Consider the following 23,116-nt stretch of genomic DNA (forward strand, 5'->3'; position numbering starts at 1 on the left):
CGCCTGCCCCGAGGACGCGGCGACCTATCCGTTGCGCAGCTTCTGCTCCGACACGAACGCCGACCAGCGCTGCAGCTCACCCCGTATCAGCCCCGCGAACTCGGCCGGCGTATTGGGCTGGGCGGCTTCCATGCCCAGGCCGGCCAGTTTGTCGCGCACCCCGGCGTCGGCCAGGATGGCCTGCATGGCGCCGTTCCATTTGGCGATCAGGTCCGGCGGCGTGCCCGCAGGCGCGACGATGCCCTCCCATTCCTTCAGGTTGTAGGCCGGCACGCCAGCCGCGGCCAGCGTGGGCACGCCGGGCAGGGCGTCGATGCCGCCATCGCGCGTGACCGCCAGCGCGCGCAGCTTGCCCGATTGCGCCAACGGCACGGCGACGGAGGCAGTGGCGAACATGGTCTGCACGTAGCCGCCCATGAGCGCCTGCGCGGCTTCCGCAGGGCCCTTGAATGGCACGTGCAGCATGTCTATGCCCGCCGCCTGGCAGAAGGCCGCGCCCAATAAATGGGCGGGCGAACCGTTGCCGCCCGACCCATAGCTGAGCTTGCCGGGCTGGCGCTTGGCCTGTTCAACCAGGCCGCGGACGTCGGTGTACTCGCTGTCTGGCGGGACCATCAACACGTTGTATAGCCAGACCAGATTGGCGATCGGAGCAAAATCGCCGTCCGTGCGATAGGACACCTTGCCGAACAACGCGGGCAGCACGGTGTGGGTCAGGAACATGATGCCCACGGTGTAGCCGTCGGGGGCGCTGCGGGCGACTGCGTCCAGCCCTATCATACCGGTCGCGCCGGGCCGGTTCTCGACCACCACAGGCTGGCCCCACAGGCGCTGCAGCCTTTCGCCGATCACGCGCGCCAGCACGTCGGGCGGGCTCGCCGCGGGCAGCGGCACGATGATGCGTACGGGCTTGTCCGGGTACGCGGCCCGGGCGGACCAAGGCAGGGTACAGGCGAGGGCCCCGGACAGGCCCTTCAGTAGCGTGCGGCGGCGCATGGCTCAGGCCGCGGAGGAGACAGGCGGCATGAAGATCACGTCGTATTCCGGCGCCACCGCCACCACCTCCGCCGGACTCGACATGTTGTGGATGCGCCGGTACAGCTCCAGCAGCTTGCCCGCGGGCGCGGCCCAGAACAGCGCGGTGGCGGCGACGCCCGAATTGTTGAAGAACGCATGCGGCACGCCGCGGGGCATGCGCACCAGGTCGCCCGGACCGGCCGAAGTCTTCTTGCCGTCCAGCAGCAGGTCGATACGGCCGTCCAGCACGAAGATGTACTCGTCCTGGTTGGGATGCACGTGCGGCGGCACGAAGGATTCTTCCGGGAAAGTGGCGTGCCAGGAAATGCTGTCCAGGCTGACCTGCTTGGGCACGTACACCTGGCCCAGGATGTTCCAGGAGACGCCGTCCAGGCCGGCCTGGGCGCGGGTGATGTCGGGGGTTTCGAGAATCATGCTGCACTCCTCAGGATTGCGAGAGCCGATCCAGCGTCGGCTTCACGAGCGGGTTGGATGATGCGAAGCGGGGCTTGAAGGTCTGCCGGGCGCGGGCCAGGTCGGCTTCGTCCCAATAGCCGATCAGGATGCCGCCCTCGGATATGCGCGGCTGGACTTCGATGGACTCGATGGTGCCGTCGGCCACTGTGGCGCGCTGGCGCGGCTGGCGCGCCCAGCGGAACAGCAGGTCCTCCATGTGCTTGCGCACCGCCTCGTGCGCGGGCGACGCGCCCAGGTCGACGAATTCATTGGGGTCTTCCTGCAGGTCGTACAGCATCGGCCGGTAGCCTTCGGCCAGCACGTACTTCCAGCGTTCGTCGCGCACCATGCGCAGCCAGGCCTGGCGCGCCGGCGTGCCCAGCGCGATGCGCGAATCCTGGAAGGCGTAGTCGTATTCGCAGATGACGTGGTCGCGCCAATCCTGTGGTTTCTGGCCGAACAGCAGGGGGCGCAGTGAGCGGCCGTCCATGATGTGCGGCACCGGCACGCCGCCGCAGGCCTCCAGGAAGGTCGGCGCCAGGTCTATCGCTTCGACCATGGCCGCGCAGCGCGTGCCGCGGGCCGCATCGGCGCGCGGGTCCGGGTCGTAGACGATCAGCGGCATGCGGATGACGGGTTCATGGAACAGGTCTTTTTCGCCCATCCAATGGTCGCCCAGATAGTCGCCGTGATCGGAGGTGAACACGATCATGGTGTTATCGAACAGGCCGCGCGCCTCCATGAAGCGGAACAGCACGCCGAGCTGGTCGTCGATCTGCTTGATCAGTCCCATATAGCCGGGCATGACCGCCTCGCGCACGCCGGGCTCCGAGAAGGTCGCCGACACGCGATGCCGCATCATCGCCGCGTACACCGGATGCGGATCGGCGCGTTCGGCTTCGCTGCGCACTACCGGCAGCGCGTCTTCCGCGCCATACATGCCGGCGTAGGGCGCCGGCGCCAGATAGGGCCAGTGCGGCTTGATGTAGGACAGGTGCAGGCACCAGGGCTGTTCGCCGGTCTCGCTGATGAAGTCCATCGCCCGGCGCGTGATGTACGGCGTTTCCGAATGCTCGTCAGGCACGCGCGCCGGCAGGTTGGAGTACTTCAGGAACCAGCCCGACCGTACCGTGCCGTCCGCGTCCTCGGCGGAATTGGCCCAGCTCTCCCAGGGGTTGTCGCCGCCATAGCCCTGCGCGCGCAGATAGTCGTTGTAGCGCGGGTCCGGATCGTGGCCCGAATACGGATGGATGCCATCGTCGCGCTCGTAGGCGTCGAAGCCGCATTCGGCGATGCGGCGGCCGATGACGGAGGCCGGGTCTATGCCCAGCCGCGACATGCCTGCCGCGTCGGCGCGCATATGCGTCTTGCCCACCAGCACGGAACGCACGCCCAGCGGCCGCAGATGGTCGCCTATGGTCATCTCGCCGGCCTTCAGCGGCACGAAGTTCCAGCTGGCGCCATGCGCATGCACATAGCGTCCGGTGTAGTAGCTCATGCGCGAGGGGCCGCACACGGGCGACTGCACATAGGCCCGGTCGAAGATCATGCCGCGCGCGGCCAGCGCGTCCAGATTCGGCGTCTTCAGCCTGGGGTGGCCAAAACAGGAAAGGTGGTCGTAGCGCAGCTGGTCGCACATGATGAAGAGAATGTTCTTCACGCCTCGGGTCATGCTAGGCTCCTGTCTCCGATGGGGTATGCAGGAATTCTATCGACGGCCTGCGCGCGCATCCCTTGAATTGTTTTGATGTCGATTACCCCAGGTAATCGGCCGGAGAGCCGGCTTGCGACTCCAGCATCTGAACCTGTTGCTTACCTTGGCCCGGACCGGCAGCATGCGCGCCGCCGCGCAAGTCCTCAACGTGTCGCAGCCGGCGTTGACCAAATCGCTGCGCCAGCTGGAAGAAGAGGTCGGCGCGGAACTCGTGGTGCGCACGCCCAAGGGCGTGCGCCTGGCGCAGGCCGGCGAGATCCTCGCGGCGCGCGCCGCCGTGGTCATGCGCGAAATCGAAAAGGCCCGCGAAGACCTGGCCTGGCATCTGCGCGGCGCCGAAGCCCAGGTAACGCTGGGCGTGTCGCCCGCAGCTGCCATCCTGCTGGCACCGGGCGCGGTGGCGCGCTATGGCGCGCGCTGGCCGCAGGTGCGGCTGCGGGTGCGCGACACGCTGTATCCGCAGGCGCTGGAACGCATCCGTTCCGGCGAACTGGACATGGCGCTGGGGCCGCTGCCCGAGGCGGGCGGCGGCGGCGACCTCGCCGTGCAGCCGCTGTTCGAAAGCCAGTCTGTCATCGTCGCGCGCGCCGCACATCCGCTGGCAGGCGCGCGGCGGCTGAGCGAACTGGCCGGGGCGGCGTGGGTACTGACCGGGCCGGCGCAGGGGCCAGGCGACCCTAGGGCGCTCTATGCCGATGAAGCGCAGGCGCGCGCCCTGCATCTGCAGCTCGAATGCGAGTCCTTCTCCACGCTGCTGGCGCTGATGCCGCAGCTGGACCTGATCGGCATCATGCCGCAGGGGTTTCTGGACCGTTACGGCCCGGCGCTAGGACTGGTCCGGCTCGACCTCGCCGATCCCTTGCCCAAGACCGTCATCTACGTGACGCACCGAGCCGACGCGCCGCTGACCGTGCCGGCGCGCCGCCTGCTGGACGCGCTGCTGGGCGAGGCCGCGCAGCTGGCCGGCCATCCCTGAAACGCGACGGATCGGTCCAAAAGGTTGAGGCCGGCCCGGCAATCCATGCCAGCGGCGTAAGCCTCAATATCTTTGACGGTTGGCCATGCGCGGTTTTATTTTTTTGGATTCGTGCCGAGGCGCAATCCGGGCCGCCTCGACGTTTCCAGAGGCCTCATCATGGTGATCGCAACGACAGTCCTGGTGGTTGGCGCCGGTCCGGCGGGCCTGCTCACCGCCGCCGAGCTGCAACGGCGCGGCGTGCAATGCCTGCTGATCGATGCGCACGAACGGCCGTTGGAATGGGACCGCGCAACGGTGGTCCATCCCCGTTCGCTGGAGATATTCGATTCGCTGGGCATCGTGGAACCCCTGCTGAGGGCAGGCGTGAAGCAGCGCGGCGCGCGCATCCACGCCGACGGCAAGGTGCTGGGCGAAATCGATCTGGACCTTTGCGGTAGCCGCTATCCCTACAACATCGGGATTTCGGAAGAGGTCACCGAGACCATTCTTGCCGACTACCTGGCCAGCCACGGCGGCGGCGTGCAGCGGGCAAGCAAGCTGGTGGACTTGCAGGAACGGCCGGACGGCATGCTGGCCAGGATCGAACAGCCGGCCGGCGAGATCGAAGTCCTGGCCCAATGGGTGATAGGTTGCGACGGCCACCAAAGCACGGTGCGCACACTGGCCGGCATCGAACAGGACGGCCACGACATCAGCCAGCCGTGGGCCGTGTTCGATGCCGCGGTCAGCGGCTGGCCCGAGATTTTTGAAGCCAACTATGCGTACCTGGACCGCATCCCGGTCATCCTGACGGCGCTGCCCGGCCAGCGTTGGCGCGTGTATCTGCGGCCCAGCGCCGAAGACTCCGATCTGGTGGCCGATGCCTTGTCCACGCTGCGGCGCTATCTGCCCGAAGCCCGCTTCGAGGACGTTGCCCATCCGGCGCGCTTCCGCTGCTACACGAAAGTCGCGCGGCAGTTCCGGGCCGGCCGCGTCCTGTTGGCCGGAGACGCCGCGCATACCTGCAGTCCGGCCCAGGGCCACGGTATGAACACCGGCCTGCACGACGCCGTCAATCTGGCCTGGAAGCTGGCGCTGGTGTGCGGCGGGCAGTGCTCGGACTGGCTGCTCGACAGCTACCAGGCGGAGCGCCGTCCCGCCGCGCAGCGCGTGCTGGCATCGGGCGACGAGGCCGAAAGCGCGCAGTTGGCCACCGATCCGGACGTGTTGCGCGAGCGCAATGCCGCCATCCGCAAGGCCTTCGAGGACGGCGCTTCGCAGCATCACGAGGCGGTGGCCGAGGCCGAGCTGGACATCGACTACGCCAATTCTCCCATCGTCATGGGAGACCGGCACGACCCCGTTTCGCCGGGGCAGCGGCTACCGGACCAGATCCCGATCCGTCTTGCGGCGGGAGGCGAGGGGATGTTGCACGACCACACCAACCGCAAAGGCCACACGGTCTTCATTCTTGGCGGTCCGCGCACGCCCAGGGAGGTGCTCGATCAGCTGCGCGCCGCCGTAGAGCCCTTATCCGATGGCGCTATCGTCGAAGCCGTGATGGCGCTGACGGCGAACGCGGATGTCGACGGCGTGGACGGCTACCTGGATCCCTCGATGGCCGGACGGCTGGGCGTGAGGCATGTCCTGTTGCTGGTCGTCAGGGCGGACGGCCACATCGGGCTGCGCGCGGAAGAACGTCACGTGGAGACCCTGGGGGCTTACGTAGCACTGTTGCGCGCGCCCGCGCCGGGTACGCCCGCGTCATCCTGACCGGGGCCGGCCGCCTGCGGTACGCCCGGCACGCCGCGCCGGATATTGCGCGAGAACTGCGCCGCATCGAGCGTCGCGCGGGCGCGTTGCGTGTAGTGGCCGGCCTGCCGGTAGGCCTGAGGGCTGTCCGCGCCTTCCAGCGCGTCCAGGCGGTACAGGTATTCGGGCAGATAGCCCGAGAACAGCACGCGGTAATCCAGCGGCAGGCCCGGCACGATCTGGTCGGCCAGCCGGTACACGATGGTGGTGCAGTTGCCCGTCAGCGTGTTGTAGAAGCGCGGCTTCTTCACCAGCCGCGTGGCCGTGTCCACATAGGACAGGAACAGCTTGCGGGCCGCGCCTTCCGGCATGTGCACGCGGTACAGATAGCCTTCCTCGCCGCGCACATTGGTGCGCACGCGCAGGCTGTCTTCCTCGGTCGAGGCCAGCACCGACAGTTCGTACTGGCGGAAGAAGCCGCCGATTTCCGAGAACACGTCATGCAGCTTGCGGCGGATCTCTACCGAGAACACCACGTGCTGGCCGTCGGCAAAGCCGAACGACACCATGGCGTGGGCGATGGCCGGGCGGCCCCAATACGACAGCGCCAGGTCCACCGCGTCCAGGCGCGACAGGTCGTAGGAACGGGTTTCCCAGCGTACGTCGTAGTCGCTGCGCGTGCGCCAGTCGAAGTTGCGCACGTTGCGCAGGGTGACGATGTGGCCTTCGACAGTTCCCTCGGTCTGGCGCGCCACTTCCGGCATCCACTGGCGTTCGTTCGACGCGCGCACGCCCAGGCGCCACCACGCCAGCAGGGCCAGCAGCAAAACGCCGTACAGCCAGGCGGGCCAGGGCTGTCCGGTAAACAGGCCGATCAGCGCCGCCACCGCGAGCGCCAGCCAGGCCGTTGGCAAGACGGCGCGCGCGCGGCCGGCGAACGGCGACTGGAACCAGAGGGCTGCCGCGCCCCAGGCAGCGCTGGCCAGTATGACCAGCCCGATCACGATCTGCGGAATCATGGCGTCTTCATGCGCAAGGCGGGGCCGCGCCTCTCATTGCGCCCCTTGCGAAGATTCGGCCTGCTCGGCGTTGCGGGCATGCGCGTTGCGGTCCTGCTTGCGCCAGCCGGCGCGCATGCGGGCGATCTGGCGCAGCGCGTCCTGCGACATCTTCCACCAGCCGAACGGGCGCGGGTCGGCCAGCATGCTTAGCGCGCGCGCATAGTCCAGCGTCAGGCCCGGGGTCCAGGCCATGGTCAACGCGCGCTTGCGGATCTGCGCCGCCACCCACAGTTCCGGCGTCAGCAGCAGGCGCAGCAGCACCCGCCATCCGGCGTTTGGGCCATGCAGGCGGCCGACCACGCCGTCCAGCGCCGCTTCCAGCGCGCTGGACACGGAGCTGGAGCAGTTCCGGTGGGTCAGGTTGTAGGTCGTGGTCTTGCGGTACTCGTCCCAGAATGCCTGTAGCTTGGCCGCGTCGTAGTTGCGGATGCGCACCCGCATCGTCGACGGCGTCCAGGCCTTGGACTCGGTGGCGTAGTCGGGCTGGAACACGCCCGGCACGTTGTTCTCGGCCGTGGCGCGCAGCAAGGTGCCGAACTGTTCCGGAGAGTGGTCGATCTCCTGGGCCGGATACAGGCTGATGTACACGCCTTCCGGCGATTCCAGCGCCGCGTGGCCGGTGGACACCACGCCATTGATGTCGACGGCGGCGATGTAGCGGTTCACCACGGGGTAGTTGCGCGTTTCGTTCTTGGCGGACCCCGAGGGCGTCCAGACGTGCACGGTCAGCGCGCGCTCGGATTCCAGGGGCGGGCCGTCGAATACCTTCTGCGCGTGGACATCGGCGCGCGTGGGCATGAAGTCTGGGTGTGGATTGACGTCCAGCGCCGGGTTGGAATCCAGGTGACGGACGCGCCGCGCCAGCGACAGCAGCCGCAGGCCCGTGAACGCCAGGAACAGCCCCAGGCAGTACGGCACCGTGCCGACGTAATGGGTGGGGTAGGGCTGGAAGAAGAAGACGGCCAGCAGGATTTCCGCCACGCCCGAGGCGAACACGTAGCGCCAGCGCTCGTAGCGCACCACATAGGCGGCCATGCACTGGATCAGTCCGTCCACCAGGAACATCAGGCCGAACAGCATGGACAGCACGAAATGCCCGTGATGGTGGCCGACCAGGACCAGGGTGCCGGCGGTCAGCACGATGGCGCCCTTGGCGTAGCGCAGCACCCGCTGCCCGCCCACCCCGGACTTGGCGATCATCAGCGTGGCCAGGGCCTCGATGACCATCAGCGCCGCGAAGAAGTTCAGCGGGAAGTAGACGGCATTGTCGAGCGCGTCGATGAACAGCGTGACGCCTGTCAGCAAGAGCAGGCCGCCGATGACGTACAGGCCGCGAGCGCGTTTGCGCAGATAGTCCACGCCCAGCAGCAACAAAACAAGATTAGCCATTGCCCTTGATTCTCCTCTCCCGCGTACAAGCGACAGCGCTTAGTTTTTTGGTTTGCTGACCACGTTAACAAATTTTCCGGCGTCGAATGCGGCGGCGAGGTCCGCCGCCGCGAAAAAATAGTCTCCGGTCTATCCCGCTCAGGGCAGCAGTCCGGCGTCCCGCAACAGCGGCTCCTCATACTCGGAGCCTTCTGCCGGATAGCGCAGGTCTGACAGGTTGCGGGCCTTGGCCAGCGCCCAGACGATGCTTTCGCCGGCAGGAAGCGTAGCGGGCGCCTGCGCATACAGCGGATCTTCAAACGCGGCGCTCGCCGAGGTGATGGTCCAGCCTTGTTCGGTCAGGGCGGCAATTACGTCTGGCAGGGCTTCGGCATTGAGCGGGTTGGTGTGCAGCAGCATGACATGCTTGGGGCTGCGGCCCAGCAGCTGGCGGGCCAGCCCGTCGTAATAGGCCGCGCGGTCGAGCAGATGGCGGACGTAACGCTGCTTCACGTCCTGGGCCTTGGCCGCATCGCCCGCCTTCAGATGATCGGCGTAGACGCGGCTGTAGTACCAGTCGCTGGCGTCTATGGATACCAGTCCGTTCCTGTAGCCGTTGCGGGCCATCCAGTCCCGCATGCCGTCGCGCTTGGCTTGCGTATCGCCTTCTCTCAGGTAGGGGAACCGCAGCATGGGCACGAATCCAGGCAAGCGCTTGAGGGCGGCATCGGCCGTTTCGACATCGGCAATGAACGCTTCCAGCGACAGCTTGGGATCGTCCAGGCTGGGGTGGCTGGCCGTATGGTTTCCGACCCAGTGCCCCGCCCGCGACCATTCCTCCACCAGCCCGAGTCCGTTGGCGCCGCCTATGCTGCTCAGCGCCGGAAACAGCGCGGACTGGATGCCGTGCTTTTGCAGGGCCCCCAGCAGTTGAGCGTTCCATTCGGCGGCCTTGGGCTGTTTATCCGGGTTGAGTCCATCATCGAAGGTCAGGGCCACGGTCTGCGCAGAGCACCACGACGCCCAGAGAGAGAAGCAGACAGTGAAAATGCGGGGAAGGGAGTAGCGGAAAGCCATGCAGCGAATCAAACCTCAGGTGTAGTTGCCACGCGCGCCAGGAGTCGGACCAGGACAGCCCGTGCCCCGGCGGATGCCGGGGCAACAGGATAGCAGCCATGCCAGGCTGGCGATCCGGTCAGTTCAAGGCGCGGCCGGCCTGATGTTCTGGTTATGCCGGAACAGATTGTGTGGGTCGTAGCGGGTCTTCACCTGGACCAGCCGGTCGAAGTTCGGCCCGTAGGCGGCGCCCAGACGTTCGGGTTCATCCTGCGTCAGGAAGTTCACGTACACCCCTTCCTGCGCATAGGGCTCGGTGGTGCGGAACAGCGTCCGAGCCCACGCGACGCAGCGCTCGTCCTCTTCCGGGAAGTCCCAGCGGCCGTGCACGTTCATGGCGAATTGCGCCGAGCGGTGCGGATAGGCCATGGCGGACACAGGCACCCCACCGGCCACGCCGCCGATGTAGCCCAGGAAGATCTCGCATTGCGGCGACGGCAGGTTTTCCACCGCTGCGACGATGGCGTCTATCAGCCCGTCTTCCAGGCCGCCCAGGTTGTGCGACTTCCAGTAGTTGCGAGCTCCGGGCGTCAGCAGCGGATCGAAGGCCTTTTGCCAGGCCGAGTACGGCATCGGACCCAGATGCTCGCCATAGGGCGTGCCGAAGCCGCGCACCACTTCGACCGCGGCCGGCCCCTGGGCTGGATCGCCCGAATAGCACAGGGCGAAGGCGACCATGGGCTTGCCGTGCACGGCTTGCGGCAGGAAGGGCAACGGGGGCGCCAGCCGCAGCACCGCCCAGACCGTCAGCTCCTGCGGCATGGATGCCAGCGCATCGCGGTACTTCGACAGCGCTTCCTTGCCCTGTTCCAGCGGCAGCACTACCAGGCCGCCATAGACTTCGGGGCCGACGGGATGCAGCTGGAATTCGAACATGGTGACCACGCCGAAATTGCCACCGCCGCCCCGGATCGCCCAGAACAGGTCCGGGTTGTCCTGCTCGCTGGCGTGCAGCAGTTTGCCGTCCGCGGTGACAACGTCGGCCGAGAGCAGATTGTCGATGCTCATGCCGAACCTGCGGGTCAGCCAGCCGAAGCCGCCGCCCAGCGTCAGGCCCGCGACGCCAGTGGTGGAATTAACGCCCAGCGGCGTCGCCAGGCCGTAAGCCTGGGCTTCGTGGTCGAAATCGGCCAGGGTGGCGCCGGGCTCCACATAGGCCCGGGCCCGCAGGGGATCGACGCGCACCGACTTCATCGGCGACAGGTCGATCATCATCCCGTCATCGCACACGGCGGTGCCTGCGATATTGTGGCCGCCGCCGCGCACGGACAGGGCCAGGCCGTTGTCGCGCGCGAAATCCACGGCGCGCCGCACGTCGGCCGCGCCCGCGCAGCGGAAGATCACCGCCGGCCGGCGGTCTATCATCGCATTCCAGATTTTTCGGGCGTCGTCGTAGCCGGGGTCGCCCGGGCTGAGGACCTGGCCTCGGGCTGAGGCTTTCAGATCATCCAGGGCGCTATCGGAAAGTTTGCTCATCACACACCTCCTTGAAGGTGCAGCTTCGTGAACAACCTCTGAAACTGGGGCCTGCGGAGCAGGCCCTGGCCGCCTAGGGGTTCGGGCGCGGCATGGATATGCCTCCTGCATGAGGGGCCATGACCCGGGTAGGGCGGCGCGCCGCGCCGGGAGCCGGTCGGCCCGCTCCCGTTTTGCGCGCCGTGGCGTGCGTATCTGGAGAGCTTACTCCTCGCTGGTCCATTCCACCTGCACGCCGAGGCTGCGCAGGTTCTCGACGAAGCGCGGATGGGCGCGGCGGATCGGCGTGGCGTTGCGGATTTCCGAACGGCCGTCGATGCTGCTGGCGATCATGAAGAGCGCGATGGCGACGCGGATGATGTAGGGACTTTCAACCACTGCCGGCGTCAGCGGCCGGCCGCCGAAGGTGATCAGCCGGTGCGGATCGGACGAGAACACGTGCGCGCCGAACTTGGACAGTTCGCCGGTCCAGCCCAGCGCGCCGTCGTAGACCTTGTTCCAGAACATGGCGTTGCCCTCGGCGCACACGCCCAGCGCGATGAAGATGGGCAGCAGGTCCACCGGGAAATAGGGCCACGGCGCCGCCTCGACCTTGGTCAGCACATTGCTGGTGAAAGGCGTCTGCACCTTCAGCGGCCCGGAACGCAGGGCGCGCGACCAGCCGTTCTCGTGCACGATCTGCACGCCGAACTTGGCGAAGGTGCGGTCGATCAACGGGAAGTTCTCGGGCGTGCTGTTGCGCACCACCACGTCGCCGCCCGTGATCGCGCCCAGCGCGAGAAAGGTGGTGATTTCGTGGAAGTCTTCCTCGAAGGTGAATTCGCCGCCGCCCAGGCGGGCGCCGCCGCGCACCGTCAGGCGCGACGTGCCGATGCCGTCGATGTCCGCGCCCATCATCGCCATGAAACGGCAGAACTCCTGCACGTGCGGCTCGGAGGCGGCGTTCGTCAGGGTCGATTCGCCTTGCGCGGCGGCCGCGCACAGCACGAAGTTCTCGGTGGTCGTCACCGAGGCATAGTCCAGCCAATGATGGGTCGGCTTCAAGGGGCCGCTGCTGCGCACCAGCAGCGAGCCGCTGGCGCGTTCCACTTCGCCGCCGAAGGAGCGGAAGATGTCCACGTGCGGATCGATCTCGCGCACGCCCAGCGTGCAACCCTTGACGTTGTCTTCCAGCCGCGCCACGCCAAAGCGCGCCAGCAGCGGCGGCACCAGCATGATGGACGAGCGCATTTCCTCGGGCAGCCGGTGGCTGGCGGCATCGAACGCGGTGTCGCGGTGATGCAGGTCCAGGGTGCGGGTCGACTCGTCCAGCCGGACGTCGCTGCCCAGGGTGCGGAAGATATCCAGGATCTTGCGCACGTCGGTGATGTCGGGCACGCCGTGCAGCCGCAGCGGCTGGTCGGTCAGCAAGGTGGCGCACAGCACCGGCAGCACCGCATTCTTGTTGGCCGAGGGGATGACGCGGCCGCGCAAGGGGGTGCCGCCGTGGACGATGAGGTTGGACATGGAGCGAAGAGGGCGAGAAGAATGAGGAAGAGCGGAGCCCGGGGGGGGGCTCCCGGTAATTTCACACTGTAAGGGCGCGCGGCGCCGGTGTCATGCCGGCCTGGCGGCGCCGGGGCCGGGATTCCTGCGGATCAGGACCCAGCCGCCTATGGTCAGCGCCAGGCCAGTCACCAGATAAGGCAGGCCGAAAATGAGCGCCCAGAAAAACAGCGCCGTATAGGCGTCGTTGGCGGCCTGCTTGCCGCCGGTGGCCGGATTGAAGATGCCGGGTTCCATGCCGAGCAGGGCGGCCAGCAGGGTCAGCAGGAGGATCAGGCCAAGCACCGCGCAGCCCCAGCCGAGCAGGCGGCGGAAATTGGGAATGCGCACAAGCGCCGCGACAAGCGCCACGCCGGTCAGCAGCGACACGACGCTGGTCGTGATCAGCATCCGGTCCAGCGCTGCCGCATAGGCAAGCCCCGTCGCGTCCGCCAGTCCGAACAGGCGCAGCATGACCGGACCGAGGACGCCATGACTGGCCCAGGCGACGAGCGCGCCGAATGCGATGCTGGCGAGCCACTTGGTCAGGGCAGAGGGCATGCGGGAGTCCTGTTCATAATGCGGTGCAGCGAGAATACTGCGGATTGCGACTGACGATTGAGACGGGCGGTAACCGTCATCTGGGCGGAGCTACTGCTCCTGGGCCCGGCGCCGCATTCTTTCCTGATGCAGCAGCCTGACCTGTGCGGCGAATTCCGGCACCGGCCCCTCCACCGCAAGGCCGTCGACGACCTCGGCGATGGCCAGCGGGCGCACCTTCGAGGTCGGGGCGACGCCCCATTCCTGCAGCCATTGCCGGTACTGGGCGGACGAGCAGGCATAGACGATCCTGCCCAGGCCCACCCATCCATGCGCCGAGGCGCACATGGAACAGTGTTCGCCGGAGGTATAGACGGTGCAGGCGGCGCGCTCGGCGGCAGGCACGTTATTGGCGGCCCAGCGGGCAATCTCGAATTCCGGATGGCGCGTGCGGTCGCCGCTGGACGCATGGTTATGGTCTTCGAACAGGACCTCGCCGCTGGGCGACACGAGTACCGAGCCGAAGGGCTCGTCGCCCGCATCCAGCGCCTGTTTCGCCAGCTCGACGCATCGCGCCAGGTGTTTCTTGTCCAGTTCGCTAATCATGGGGAGTCTCCTTGTGGTGCAGGCGCTGCCGGACCGTGGGCCGAGGCAGCGGGAACGTCCTGTCGACAGGCGGTAGTCCTGACATGCTGGCCCGATTCTATCAATAGCGCGGATGGCGCCAACCGTCGGCGGCAACGGCCTTCACGGCGCCGAAGCGGCCAGCGAATTCATCTTGCCGAATTCACGCTGTGGCGCCATAGTCGCCAGCTCCGAAGAACTCGCGAGGATCATCCGGATCATGGAAATACAAAAACAGGCGGGAACCATCCTGCTGCGCAACACGATGGCTTTTGACCGCGCGCATGCGGACGAATTCAGGCAAGCCATCGAGGACGCCGTTCGCTTCGCCCAGGAAAATGCGCCGCAATTGATGGTCCAGGTCTTCTGGGACCTTGACCAAGGTCTCTGCTACAGCTTCCAGCTGTACGCGGATTCGGAGTCGATTCTGCGCCACTGGGAGGTGTCGGATCCGCATATCGCCGCAGTCATGAAGTACTGCGTGGTCAAGCAGATGGAGGTGTACGGCAGCCCGAACGACGCCGTGCGCAGCGGCATCCTTGCCGCCGTCGGCAGCGACGAGGTCACGTTCACCCCGGAACTGGTCGGCTACTACCGCCTTGGCTGAACGGGGTAGGGCTGCCCGACCGGACGGGTCAGTAATACACGTCCACGTAGTCCGTCAACCCGCCGCAGGCTTCCATCTGCTGCAGGCGCCAGTACTTGCGCTTGCCAGTCGCGCGGAACTCGAATTCGCCGTTGCGCTCGCAGCGCCGGCCCTTGTCCGGCGCGTCCAGGATCAGGATGGTGCCGCGGAAGATGAAGCGGTCGCTGGCGATGGAGACGATATCGCCCTTGATCTTCAGCGTGCCCTCGTGGTTGGCTTGCGTGCCCTCGAGGTGGACCAGGTCGTTTTCATCCGTCGCGGTCAACTTGCCGCGCTGCGCCGACCAGAGCCATTGCAGCGTGATGCCGCTGTTGTTCATCAGGCGCTCGTACGCGGCCTGGTTCTGGATGTCGGTCTTCTGCGCCGAACCCGAGGGGGCGCCCGCGACAGGGGCCGCGGCCGGCGCGGAGGCCGGGGCGCCTTGATGCGCCTTGATCGGAGGCACCGCCATGACCGGCGTGGCTGCCGCAAAGGCCAGGCCTGCCGCCAGCAGCAGGCTGGAAATCCGCTTTTTTCCCTGGGCGATGGGGCTGTCGCTCTCGAGGTTCTTGTACATGGTTCTCGTCAAATAGGGGGAGGAGGGCGCGGCTGCCCGGCTTGGCCAGCCTGACGGGGACACCGCCGCGGATGGGCCTGGGCCGAGGGTCGGCGGGCGCATAAATTAGCACGGTCATCGGACCCCGATAATTGCTGTTGTTTGAGCTTGTGTATCTATTGGTTATTTAAATTACCAATAAATACGGCAGACAGCCCGATGCATCCCCGCGCCCCAGCTACTCACCGCTTGTCGCTTGCGCTCTGCGCTCGGAATGCGGCTTCGCCTGCATCGGATATCTCGACCCATTTCTTGTCAGGCGGCGCGTCCGCGACATAGCTGTCGTGCCAGTTCCACCACTTGTAGGTCGGCGTCTGCGGATAGCCCTCGGGCGAATCCTCCCAGACTTCCTGCCGGCCCAGCGGCGTGATGTCCAAGTAGTTCCAGGTGCCGCCCATCTGCTCGTCGCCGCGGTTGTTGAGGAAGTAGGTGCGGAAGATGCGGTCGCCGTCGCGGTAGAACACATTGGTGCCATGCCACTCGTCCACGCCGAAGTCGGCATCGAAGCTGTCGGTCAGCGTGTACCAGGGCATCTTCCAGTCCATCTGCGCTTTCAGCCGCGCGATGTCTGCCTGCGGCGCCCGGGACACGAAGACCAGCGTGGTGTCGCGGGCGTTCAGATGCGCCAGATGGGCGACCTGGTCGGCCACCATGGAGCAGCCGCGGCAGGCATGTTCAGGCCAGCCGTACACGCCCGGCTCGAAGAAGGCGCGGTAGACGATCAATTGGCGGCGGCCATCGAACAGGTCGGACAGAGTGAGAGTGCCGGATGGACCCTCGAACGCATAACTCTTGTCCACTGCGGTCCAGGGCATACGCCGGCGTTCGGCGGCCAGGGCGTCGCGGGCGCGGGTCTGCGCCTTTTCCCTTACCAGCAGTTGCTGGCGGGCGGCTTCCCATTCCTGGGGCGAGACGACCGGGGGCGTGCGCATGCGGGTGTCTTTGGTGGTTGCGGTCATGGTGTCGATACCTCCTTATCGCGGGCCGGCGCCCTGGCGCAAGGTCTGCGCGCAGTCTGGCTGCTGGGCGGCCTGGAAACAGTCTGGCATCGCCGGGCGGGGAGGGGGGAGTAACAAATCCGGCGCAATTCCGCCGCCGGCCGGCTCAGAAGCTCACCGCCAGGCCCACCGAGAAGCCGGACACATTGGTGCCGAACACATAACGGCCCACCAGCCGGGTGCGGGTGATGATCACGTCATAGGCGCTGGAATCCAGCTCCAGGCCCGCGCCCACGGAGGTCAGCCGGTCGAATCCCAGGATGCCGCGCTGGTCGCCCAGGAACTCCGAGTGCGTCAGTTCCAGCACATAGCGCAGCGGCCGCTGCAGCATCACGATTCCCGTGGGCGCTCGGTAGCGCGCCCACAGATTGGCCGATTGCGCCGTGGCATGCCCCTCCACGGCCGCGGAGCTGTTGAAGCTTTGCAGGCGCATGTCGGAATAGCGTAGCTCTACGTCGACTTCATAGCCGGGGCGGTAATGCTCGTAGTCCAGCATCAGCGAACCGCCCAGGCCGTAGGCGTTGAGGGAACCCCGGTCGAGGAAGCTTATGTCCTTGCCCGTTTGGCGCCCCACGTACCAGCTGGCCGCGCGCAAATCGCTGGTGACGTTTCCCAACGCAAAATTGAAGATGGGCCGCAGCTTCAGTTCGTCGGTCAGCTTGAAGTCCCAGCCTATGCCGCCGGTGGCGGAAATACTGTTCCATTTGGTGGGAATGGACCGAGACTCCGCGCCCTGCGTGGCGATGAAAGTTGGGTCGTAGCGGCTCGCGGCGAGCACGCCTTCCAGATAGATGGGTACTGATTTGGATATGGTGTCGCCGCCGCCTAGCTGCGTCATGGCGAATTCGCTGGAGCCCGAGACCGATCCGCTGCCCCCGCCTATGTTCAGGGAACTGGTCGTAATGTCGGGCACGATGGAGAACGACATGAGCGCGAGCACCCCGTTGGCGCGCTTCTGCAGGTCGTCCTGGCTCAAGCGCAGGCCTTGTTGGGCCAGAGCCTGCGGCGCGGCACTGCAGACCAGCAGGGCAAGCAGCCAGCCTGCACCTCGTTTCGCCACCTTCACGGGCATGGGCATGTCATCTCCGGAATGAACGCGCGTCCCACAACAGCCAGACTTGCGGCGCCGGGATATCTATTGGGCGGCGGCGGGCGGGTCGACCATGGCCTGGCGCTGCGCCGCCAGCAGCGCGTCGCTCTGGTCGATCCGGATGGTTCCTATCCGCGGAAACTCGAAATCCACGATGATGTAGATCGCCGCCGTCATGACCACGGCGTAAACCAGCTGGTGCAGCATGCTGTCGCGCTGCGTGACAGCCAGCTTTGATCCGATCAGGCAGGCGCACACCAGGGCCAGGAAGACCAGGAAAGCGTAGGTCGCGATGGGCGGATGGACCTTCTGCGCCACGGTCTGCGCGCTGGACACGTCGAACATGTCGTTGACAGCGCCTATGTAGGACGTCGCAAACGGCGGCACGGTATTGCGCGCGGCGCTCATGGACGTGGTCCAGATCTCCTTTTGCAGCGCCCCGGCCCGGGCCGCGATGGCGTCGCGCTGGTCCAGGTCGGGAACGTGGCGGTAGTAGTCGATGCGCGCGTCCACGTAGCGCCGGAACTGCTCGCGCAGCTTAGGCTGGTCCTGGGCATTGAGCATATCGATGCGCAGCCAGGCCGTGCCGATGGAGTTGACCTCCTGGACCAGCAGATTGCGGCGCTCGGCCATGCGCTGGGCCGCGCCCGAAAATGTGAAGGCCACCAGCAGGCCCAGCAGCGCGAACACGGAGGCCTCGATGGCCGCGGCGCCGGCGCTTTTGTCGTCGGCGCCATGGCCCAGGCGCTTGCCGATGCGCATCGCGATCAACAGCAGCACGAAGAACAGGACCGCGAGACCCGCCAGCAGTAGGGAGTAGTTCATATGGTCACCAGGCGTTCAGTTACGGTTGGTCGGGTAGGGCGGCGCAGCCGGGGTCTTGTCGTGCCAGAGCGTGACGCGGTTGCGCCCCGTCTGCTTGGATTCGTACAGGGCCTCGTCCGCCCGCTGTATCACGTCGGAAGCAGAATCGCCGTCCTGCGGCCAGAGCGCGATGCCGATGGACACCGTGACGCGGCCCACGCCGTCTGGCATGAGGCGCCGGGCCACCGCCGCGCGCAGGCGCTCGGCGACCTCGCCCGCCTGGGAGGCAGCGCCGGTGGGCAAGAGCGCAATGAACTCTTCCCCGCCCACCCTGAATGCCCGGTCCTGGTCCCGCAGGCCGGCGCGGATCACCTCGGCCAGCGCGATCAGCACCTTGTCGCCCGTCATGTGGCCGAAGGCATCGTTGATACGCTTGAAGTGGTCCAGGTCCATGGCGATGACCGCGACGGGCGTGCCGTCCGCGGCGTAAGCGTCCAGCACGTCGGTCATGGCCCGGCGGTTCAGCAGTCCGGTCATCGGATCCGTCAGCGCCTGGGTGTTCAGGCGGCCCACCTCGTCCTGGTGCTGGTCCAGCGTCAGTTGGACCGCGTCGCGCAAGGTGTCGGCCTCGGCGTACCAGGCGTTGAGCCGCCCGAGGTCCACGCCTGCGGATTTCCCCGCAGTCATGGCGCGGGTCAAACGCGATAGCGGCGATGCAATGGCATAGGCCAGCCCGCATACCAGCAGCAGTGTCAACACAATGGCGGGAATCGCGGCGCGCAAAGCGTCGCCGAGCAATTCGCGCAGCGGCGACAGCACCTGATCCAGCGAGCGTTGCGCCACCACCGCCCAATTGCCTTTGGCCAAGGGCGCGTAGCCGGTCAATACCGCGCCGCCTTTCGCATCCGAGAGCAGGGCGCCGCCGTCCCGTCGGGCGGGTTCCATGCTGGCCAGATCGAATACCCCGGCGCCTGCTTGCTTGCGGTACAACACCTGGCCGGTGCCGCTGACCAGGAACACGGACATGCCGGCGATATCGTCGCGCTCGCCGATGATCCGGTCCATGCCGCTGCCGGCGTCCAGCTTGATGACGATGGCCAGATGGGCCAGAGGCGCGCCAGCGGGGCCTGCCACGGGTTCGGTCACGGTAAGCACAGCAGCCTGCGTACTGGATAGCGTCGTCACCCAGGCGCTCGGGCCGGAGGGACCCACGCCCAGATCGGCAAGGCTCAGGATCTTCGCATCGGCGAGCTGGCCGCTGGGCGAGCGGGCAACGATGCGGCCGGCGGTGTCGGCCAGCATGACCGCGTGCAGCGAGTCGATCTGGCCGGCCAGGCGCCGCAGTTCATTCTGCAGCGCTTGCGGCTTGTCCATCGAAGCGGGGAGTTGGCTTGCGGCATTGCGCGCCTGGCGGTGCAGCGCGGCAATGTAGACGTCGATGACCTCGGCCAGCTTTTGGGCGCGCGCGTGGTTGGCGGCCAAGGCATTCCCGATGATCTGCGCCTTTTGTACCTGGTAGCTGGAGTACATGGCGGTGGAAAAACCGACGGCAACGCTGAGTACGGCCAGCGCGACCAGAACCGCATGCAATCCGAGCTTGCGCCTGCCTGAGGGGTTTGACCGGGGGCTCATCGAGACTCCATGCAGTATTCCATGCGTAGGGGTGTATCGACCGCGTCTAGTTTGACAAAGATAAATGGCGCGGACGCAGCCCGCAATGCGAAACGTGATTAATTGCAATCCACGATTGATTTAGGGGAAAAAATGTGTAGGCTTTGTTCGTTATAGCCAACACAGCGCCGCGTGATGCCGCTCACGCCTGTCATTCCTGTTACTGCCGCCGCTTCGGCCGTCACGCCTTGCCGTTTTTTGCACGTGTGACCTTGCCTTTTGCATTCGCCTGACTCCGTTGCTTGCCGGACCGCCATTTCGAGCGGTTTGTCCTCTACCCGTCTGGAGAAAGTGACTATGCAGCTGTTTCACCGCGCGACTCTCTTCCCTATCCGACAGGACCTGGTACCACCCCGGCGCCGCGCTTCGGCGCCCGCCGCATTGACGGCGCTGGCCATCGCGCTTGCGGCGCCTGCCTGGTCGGCTGAAGCGCCCAAACCCGCTGAAGCGCCCACCAAGGAAGCGAACGCAGCCCTGTTGAAGGAACTGCCGTTCGCGGACAAGACAGCTTTCGAATTGGCGCACAAGGGCTTTGTCGCGCCGCTGCCTGCGGGCATGATCAAAGGCGCCGAGGGCAATCCGGTATGGGATTCGGACAAGTACGGCTTCATCAAGGAAGGTTCCGATGCGCCCGACACCGTCAATCCCAGCCTCTGGCGGCAAGCGCAGCTGATCAACATCTCCGGCCTGTTCCAAGTGGCCGACGGCATTTACCAAGTGCGCAACCTGGACCTGTCGAACATGACCATCGTCGAGGGCAAGGAAGGCCTGACGATCATGGATCCTTTGATCTCCACCGAAACCGCCAAGGCCGCGCTGGACCTCTACTATCAGCATCGCCCCAAGAAGCCTGTCGTGGCCGTGATCTACACCCACAGCCATGTGGATCACTACGGCGGCGTGCGCGGCGTGGTGGACGAGGCCGACGTCAAGGCGGGCAAGGTCAAGATCTACGCCCCGCTGGGATTCCTGGAGCACGCCGTGGCCGAAAACGTGATGGCTGGCACCGCCATGAGCCGCCGCGCCAGCTACATGTACGGCAACCTGCTGCCGCCCAGCGCGACTGGCCAGGTGGGCGCGGGACTGGGCACGACGACCTCGGCGGGCACGGTCACCCTGATTCCGCCCACCGACATCATCGAGAAGACCGGCGAAAAACGCACCATCGACGGCCTGACCTACGAATTCCTGTACGCGCCCGGCAGCGAAGCGCCAGCCGAGATGCTCTACTACATCCGGGAGAAGAAGGCGCTCAACACGGCCGAGGACTCCACCCACACGCTGCACAACACCTACTCACTGCGCGGCGCCAAGATCCGCGATCCGCTTGCCTGGTCGAAGTACTTGAACGAGGCTCTGAACCTGTGGGGCGACGACGTGGAAGTGATGTACGCCATGCATCACTGGCCGGTCTGGAACAACAAGGACGTGCGCGAACAGCTGAGCCTGCAGCGCGACATGTACCGCTACATCAACGACGAGACCTTGCGCCTGGCCAACATGGGCTACAACAAGGAAGAGATCGCCGAACAGGTCAAGCTGCCCAAGTCCATCGCCACCAAGTTCTCCAACCGGGGTTATTACGGGTCGGTCAATCACAACGTGCGCGCGACCTATGTGCTTTACCTGGGCTGGTTCAATGGCAATCCCGCCACCTTGCACACCCTGCCCATTGAAGAGGGCGCCAAGCGCTACGTCGACATGATGGGCGGCGTGGACGCGGTGGTGAAAAAGGCGCGCGAATACTACGCCAAGGGCGACTACCGCTGGGTGGCCGAGGTCGTCAACTACGCGGTGTTCGCGGATCCGAAGAACCAGGAGGCGCGCAACCTGCAGGCCGATGCGCTGGAGCAGCTGGGTTATCAGGCTGAGAGCGGCCCGTGGCGCAACTTCTACCTGACCGGCGCCAAGGAGCTGCGCGAAGGCGTGCAGAAGCTGCCGGTGCCGGACACCGCCAGCCCGGACACCGTGCGCGCCATGACGCTGGACATGCTGTTCGACTACTTCGCGGTGCGCCTGAACCGGGAAAAGACCGAGGGCAAGCATGTGGTGCTGAACGTGGATTTCACCGACACCAAGCAGCAGTACATGCTGGAGATGGCCAACAGCGTGCTCAACCATTCCGCAGGCAAGCAGGCCAAGGAACCCAGCGCCAGCGTGTCGCTGACCCGCGATACGCTCAACAACATCATGCTGAAGCAGACCACGCTGAAGGACGCGATGGCCAAGGGGGATGTGAAAGTCACGGGCGATCAGGCCAAGCTGGCGGAAGTCTTCGGCGCGCTGGATGACTTCCCGTTCTGGTTCAATATCGTGACGCCGTAGGGCTGAAAGCGAGAGGCCGATCCTGGCCTCTCGCCGCATGCGTCGAAGCTCCACGCAGCCGCTGCGTGCGCGGGACTATCGGCAGGAGGATAAATATGGCTAGCAAAAACACCATTTGTCTGTGGTACGACCGGGACGCGCTCGAAGCCGCGCAGTTCTATGCCCGGACCTTTCCAGACAGTGCCGTAGGCAAAGTCTTGCGCGCCCCGGGAGACTATCCCTCCGGCAAACAAGGCGATGTGCTGACGGTGGAGTTCACTGTGGCGGGGATTCCTTGCGTGGGCCTGAACGGCGGCCCGGCCTTCAAGCACAGCGAGGCCTTTTCCTTCCAGATTGCGACCGAAGACCAGGCTGAAACCGACCGTCTCTGGAACGCCATCATCGGCAACGGCGGTCAGGCCAGCGATTGCGGCTGGTGCAGGGACAAGTGGGGCCTGTCCTGGCAGATCACGCCGCGCATGCTGATAGAAGCGATCTCGGACCCCGATGCCGCCGTCGCCAAGCGCGCCTTCGACGCGATGATGACGATGGGCAAGATCGACATCGCGACCATCGAGGCAGCGCAGCGGGGCTAGGAGGGCGGACTCATCCCTTTGGCTGATTCCGGCGGGAACGGCGCGATCTATCATGAAGGCGCCGCGCGCGGACCGGCCATCAGCAAGGCCTGTTCCCAGGTTTGGCGGCGTTTGCCGTATCTTCCTCGGGGAGCTTTCCTATGGCCACGCTCGCGGTTCGCCTTGTGGCGGCCATCGTGCTTGCGGGCATCGGCGTCTCGGCGCAGGCAGGGCCTGGGCAGGCCATGGAAGCTACCGGCTCGTCCCGTTCCTCGTCTTCCTCGCGCAACAACACCGGCGCTGCCATCGACGCGGCGCAACGGGCGTTGAGCGACTATCTGCGCGATTCCAGCCAGCAGGACGACGCGCTGCTCGACCAGGGCGCGCAGGACCGGTTGCGGCAGCAGTACGAGGACGCGCAGCGCGCGGCCGCCCAGGCCCTCGCGAAACAGCGGGAGGCCGACTACCTGCGCAACCGCGACCGGATCAAGGAGCGCTACAGCGCCGATCCCGCCCTGAATCCCTGGGCCAACAACCCCGCCAGCCGCGACAAGCCGCGCAATGCGCCCGCCGACGCGCCAGATCCATCGGTGTCAGCCAAGGCCGCGGCCAAGAGTCCCGGGCTTGATTATGCCGGCCAGGCCTGCGAGTACTTCACCCGGCCCTCGGACGCCGCGCATCTGAACTATTACAGCGAAGGCTCGACCGTCGTGTATGGCGGCCGGGTCTATCAATGCCGGGATGGGCGCTGGGCTTACCGCTATCCCGACACGGTGTTGAACGCGCGCGACCGCAGCCGGCTGTCGGCCACCCAACAGGAGAAGTGA

At 66.2% G+C, this 23,116-nt stretch carries 21 protein-coding genes; 6 read left to right on the plus strand and 15 right to left on the minus strand.

Annotated elements, in window-relative coordinates:
* Window positions 1-24 precede the first annotated feature (24 nt).
* From AC3WOB_RS24380 to AC3WOB_RS24390, 3 genes are read right to left on the minus strand one after another with little or no spacing between them, the layout of a single operon-like run.
* Complete coding sequence (locus AC3WOB_RS24380; protein WP_492276414.1) at window positions 25-996, minus strand: Bug family tripartite tricarboxylate transporter substrate binding protein; 972 nt, start codon at window positions 994-996, stop codon at window positions 25-27.
* A 3-nt stretch (window positions 997-999) separates the two neighbouring features.
* Window positions 1,000-1,452, minus strand: coding sequence for a cupin domain-containing protein (locus AC3WOB_RS24385; RefSeq protein WP_054456254.1), 453 nt, complete (start codon window positions 1,450-1,452; stop codon window positions 1,000-1,002).
* 10 nt (window positions 1,453-1,462) lie between these two features.
* Complete coding sequence (locus AC3WOB_RS24390; RefSeq protein ID WP_492276415.1) at window positions 1,463-3,145, minus strand: alkaline phosphatase family protein; 1,683 nt, start codon at window positions 3,143-3,145, stop codon at window positions 1,463-1,465.
* Window positions 3,146-3,257: 112 nt separating this feature from the next.
* Here AC3WOB_RS24390 and AC3WOB_RS24395 point away from each other — a divergent pair, with 112 nt between their 5' ends.
* The gene (locus AC3WOB_RS24395; protein ID WP_492276416.1) at window positions 3,258-4,163 is read left to right on the plus strand and encodes a LysR family transcriptional regulator; all 906 of its coding nucleotides are present in this window, start codon (window positions 3,258-3,260) and stop codon (window positions 4,161-4,163) included.
* 159 nt (window positions 4,164-4,322) lie between these two features.
* The gene (locus AC3WOB_RS24400; protein ID WP_492276417.1) at window positions 4,323-5,918 is read left to right on the plus strand and encodes an FAD-dependent monooxygenase; all 1,596 of its coding nucleotides are present in this window, start codon (window positions 4,323-4,325) and stop codon (window positions 5,916-5,918) included.
* Here AC3WOB_RS24400 and AC3WOB_RS24405 read toward each other — a convergent pair.
* The 7 genes from AC3WOB_RS24405 to AC3WOB_RS24435 all read right to left on the minus strand — a co-directional run bounded on the left by AC3WOB_RS24405 (window position 5,867) and on the right by AC3WOB_RS24435 (window position 13,588).
* Window positions 5,867-6,916 (minus strand): Lnb N-terminal periplasmic domain-containing protein, encoded by a 1,050-nt coding sequence (locus AC3WOB_RS24405; protein ID WP_492276418.1) that lies wholly within the window; start codon window positions 6,914-6,916, stop codon window positions 5,867-5,869. The two genes, AC3WOB_RS24400 and AC3WOB_RS24405, sit on opposite strands and share 52 nt — an antisense overlap.
* 33 nt (window positions 6,917-6,949) lie before the next feature.
* A complete protein-coding gene (locus AC3WOB_RS24410; protein ID WP_492276419.1) occupies window positions 6,950-8,347 on the minus strand; it encodes an HdeD family acid-resistance protein in 1,398 nt (465 codons plus the stop codon).
* Window positions 8,348-8,485: 138 nt separating this feature from the next.
* On the minus strand, window positions 8,486-9,403 hold the full coding sequence (locus tag AC3WOB_RS24415; RefSeq protein WP_492276420.1) for a polysaccharide deacetylase family protein: 918 nt from the start codon (window positions 9,401-9,403) through the stop codon (window positions 8,486-8,488).
* Between the two features lie 123 nt (window positions 9,404-9,526).
* Complete coding sequence (locus AC3WOB_RS24420; protein WP_492276421.1) at window positions 9,527-10,918, minus strand: FAD-binding oxidoreductase; 1,392 nt, start codon at window positions 10,916-10,918, stop codon at window positions 9,527-9,529.
* A 204-nt stretch (window positions 10,919-11,122) separates the two neighbouring features.
* Entirely contained in the window at window positions 11,123-12,424 is a 1,302-nt protein-coding gene (locus AC3WOB_RS24425; RefSeq protein ID WP_013394461.1) for a UDP-N-acetylglucosamine 1-carboxyvinyltransferase, read from the minus strand.
* 90 nt (window positions 12,425-12,514) lie between these two features.
* Complete coding sequence (locus AC3WOB_RS24430) at window positions 12,515-13,003, minus strand: hypothetical protein (RefSeq protein ID WP_492276422.1); 489 nt, start codon at window positions 13,001-13,003, stop codon at window positions 12,515-12,517.
* Between the two features lie 90 nt (window positions 13,004-13,093).
* Window positions 13,094-13,588, minus strand: a complete 495-nt coding sequence (locus tag AC3WOB_RS24435; protein ID WP_492276423.1) for a nucleoside deaminase — start codon at window positions 13,586-13,588, stop codon at window positions 13,094-13,096.
* A gap of 112 nt (window positions 13,589-13,700) precedes the next feature.
* Here AC3WOB_RS24435 and AC3WOB_RS24440 point away from each other — a divergent pair, with 112 nt between their 5' ends.
* Window positions 13,701-14,213 carry a hypothetical protein gene (locus AC3WOB_RS24440; RefSeq protein WP_492276424.1) on the plus strand — a complete coding sequence of 171 codons (513 nt, stop codon included), beginning with the start codon at window positions 13,701-13,703 and terminating at the stop codon, window positions 14,211-14,213.
* 28 nt (window positions 14,214-14,241) lie between these two features.
* Here AC3WOB_RS24440 and AC3WOB_RS24445 read toward each other — a convergent pair whose 3' ends face one another.
* From AC3WOB_RS24445 to AC3WOB_RS24465, 5 genes are all read right to left on the minus strand, one after another.
* Window positions 14,242-14,808 carry a hypothetical protein gene (locus tag AC3WOB_RS24445; RefSeq protein ID WP_492276425.1) on the minus strand — a complete coding sequence of 189 codons (567 nt, stop codon included), beginning with the start codon at window positions 14,806-14,808 and terminating at the stop codon, window positions 14,242-14,244.
* Between the two features lie 221 nt (window positions 14,809-15,029).
* Window positions 15,030-15,806, minus strand: coding sequence for a DUF899 domain-containing protein (locus AC3WOB_RS24450; protein WP_492276426.1), 777 nt, complete (start codon window positions 15,804-15,806; stop codon window positions 15,030-15,032).
* Window positions 15,807-15,951: 145 nt separating this feature from the next.
* Window positions 15,952-16,923, minus strand: a complete 972-nt coding sequence (locus tag AC3WOB_RS24455) for a hypothetical protein (RefSeq protein ID WP_492276427.1) — start codon at window positions 16,921-16,923, stop codon at window positions 15,952-15,954.
* 57 nt (window positions 16,924-16,980) lie between these two features.
* Entirely contained in the window at window positions 16,981-17,760 is a 780-nt protein-coding gene (locus AC3WOB_RS24460) for a bestrophin-like domain (RefSeq protein ID WP_492276428.1), read from the minus strand.
* Window positions 17,761-17,775: 15 nt separating this feature from the next.
* Window positions 17,776-19,371 carry a GGDEF domain-containing protein gene (locus tag AC3WOB_RS24465; RefSeq protein WP_492276429.1) on the minus strand — a complete coding sequence of 532 codons (1,596 nt, stop codon included), beginning with the start codon at window positions 19,369-19,371 and terminating at the stop codon, window positions 17,776-17,778.
* A 336-nt stretch (window positions 19,372-19,707) separates the two neighbouring features.
* Here AC3WOB_RS24465 and AC3WOB_RS24470 point away from each other — a divergent pair, with 336 nt between their 5' ends.
* From AC3WOB_RS24470 to AC3WOB_RS24480, 3 genes are all read left to right on the plus strand, one after another.
* Window positions 19,708-21,735 (plus strand): alkyl/aryl-sulfatase, encoded by a 2,028-nt coding sequence (locus tag AC3WOB_RS24470; protein ID WP_492276430.1) that lies wholly within the window; start codon window positions 19,708-19,710, stop codon window positions 21,733-21,735.
* Between the two features lie 95 nt (window positions 21,736-21,830).
* Entirely contained in the window at window positions 21,831-22,310 is a 480-nt protein-coding gene (locus tag AC3WOB_RS24475; protein ID WP_013394452.1) for a VOC family protein, read from the plus strand.
* Window positions 22,311-22,450: 140 nt separating this feature from the next.
* Window positions 22,451-23,116: a hypothetical protein gene (locus AC3WOB_RS24480; protein WP_492276431.1), complete on the plus strand. Its 666-nt coding sequence runs from the start codon at window positions 22,451-22,453 to the stop codon at window positions 23,114-23,116.

Source organism: Achromobacter sp. FW305-C-30-7 (genome assembly GCF_058783105.1).

Excerpts from the sequence above, each read along its gene's own strand:
- AC3WOB_RS24415 (WP_492276420.1), bottom strand. The coding sequence starts at position 9,403 with ATGGCTTTCCGCTACTCCCTTCCCCGCATTTTCACTGTCTGCTTCTCT.
- AC3WOB_RS24470 (WP_492276430.1), top strand. The coding sequence starts at position 19,708 with ATGCAGCTGTTTCACCGCGCGACTCTCTTCCCTATCCGACAGGACCTG.
- AC3WOB_RS24405 (WP_492276418.1), bottom strand. The coding sequence starts at position 6,916 with ATGATTCCGCAGATCGTGATCGGGCTGGTCATACTGGCCAGCGCTGCC.
- AC3WOB_RS24385 (WP_054456254.1), bottom strand. The coding sequence starts at position 1,452 with ATGATTCTCGAAACCCCCGACATCACCCGCGCCCAGGCCGGCCTGGAC.
- AC3WOB_RS24410 (WP_492276419.1), bottom strand. The coding sequence starts at position 8,347 with ATGGCTAATCTTGTTTTGTTGCTGCTGGGCGTGGACTATCTGCGCAAA.
- AC3WOB_RS24455 (WP_492276427.1), bottom strand. The coding sequence starts at position 16,923 with ATGCCCATGCCCGTGAAGGTGGCGAAACGAGGTGCAGGCTGGCTGCTT.
- AC3WOB_RS24390 (WP_492276415.1), bottom strand. The coding sequence starts at position 3,145 with ATGACCCGAGGCGTGAAGAACATTCTCTTCATCATGTGCGACCAGCTG.
- AC3WOB_RS24480 (WP_492276431.1), top strand. The coding sequence starts at position 22,451 with ATGGCCACGCTCGCGGTTCGCCTTGTGGCGGCCATCGTGCTTGCGGGC.
- AC3WOB_RS24465 (WP_492276429.1), bottom strand. The coding sequence starts at position 19,371 with ATGAGCCCCCGGTCAAACCCCTCAGGCAGGCGCAAGCTCGGATTGCAT.
- AC3WOB_RS24380 (WP_492276414.1), bottom strand. The coding sequence starts at position 996 with ATGCGCCGCCGCACGCTACTGAAGGGCCTGTCCGGGGCCCTCGCCTGT.
- AC3WOB_RS24430 (WP_492276422.1), bottom strand. The coding sequence starts at position 13,003 with ATGCCCTCTGCCCTGACCAAGTGGCTCGCCAGCATCGCATTCGGCGCG.
- AC3WOB_RS24400 (WP_492276417.1), top strand. The coding sequence starts at position 4,323 with ATGGTGATCGCAACGACAGTCCTGGTGGTTGGCGCCGGTCCGGCGGGC.
- AC3WOB_RS24450 (WP_492276426.1), bottom strand. The coding sequence starts at position 15,806 with ATGACCGCAACCACCAAAGACACCCGCATGCGCACGCCCCCGGTCGTC.
- AC3WOB_RS24425 (WP_013394461.1), bottom strand. The coding sequence starts at position 12,424 with ATGTCCAACCTCATCGTCCACGGCGGCACCCCCTTGCGCGGCCGCGTC.
- AC3WOB_RS24460 (WP_492276428.1), bottom strand. The coding sequence starts at position 17,760 with ATGAACTACTCCCTACTGCTGGCGGGTCTCGCGGTCCTGTTCTTCGTG.
- AC3WOB_RS24445 (WP_492276425.1), bottom strand. The coding sequence starts at position 14,808 with ATGTACAAGAACCTCGAGAGCGACAGCCCCATCGCCCAGGGAAAAAAG.
- AC3WOB_RS24440 (WP_492276424.1), top strand. The coding sequence starts at position 13,701 with ATGGCGCCAACCGTCGGCGGCAACGGCCTTCACGGCGCCGAAGCGGCC.
- AC3WOB_RS24475 (WP_013394452.1), top strand. The coding sequence starts at position 21,831 with ATGGCTAGCAAAAACACCATTTGTCTGTGGTACGACCGGGACGCGCTC.
- AC3WOB_RS24420 (WP_492276421.1), bottom strand. The coding sequence starts at position 10,918 with ATGAGCAAACTTTCCGATAGCGCCCTGGATGATCTGAAAGCCTCAGCC.
- AC3WOB_RS24435 (WP_492276423.1), bottom strand. The coding sequence starts at position 13,588 with ATGATTAGCGAACTGGACAAGAAACACCTGGCGCGATGCGTCGAGCTG.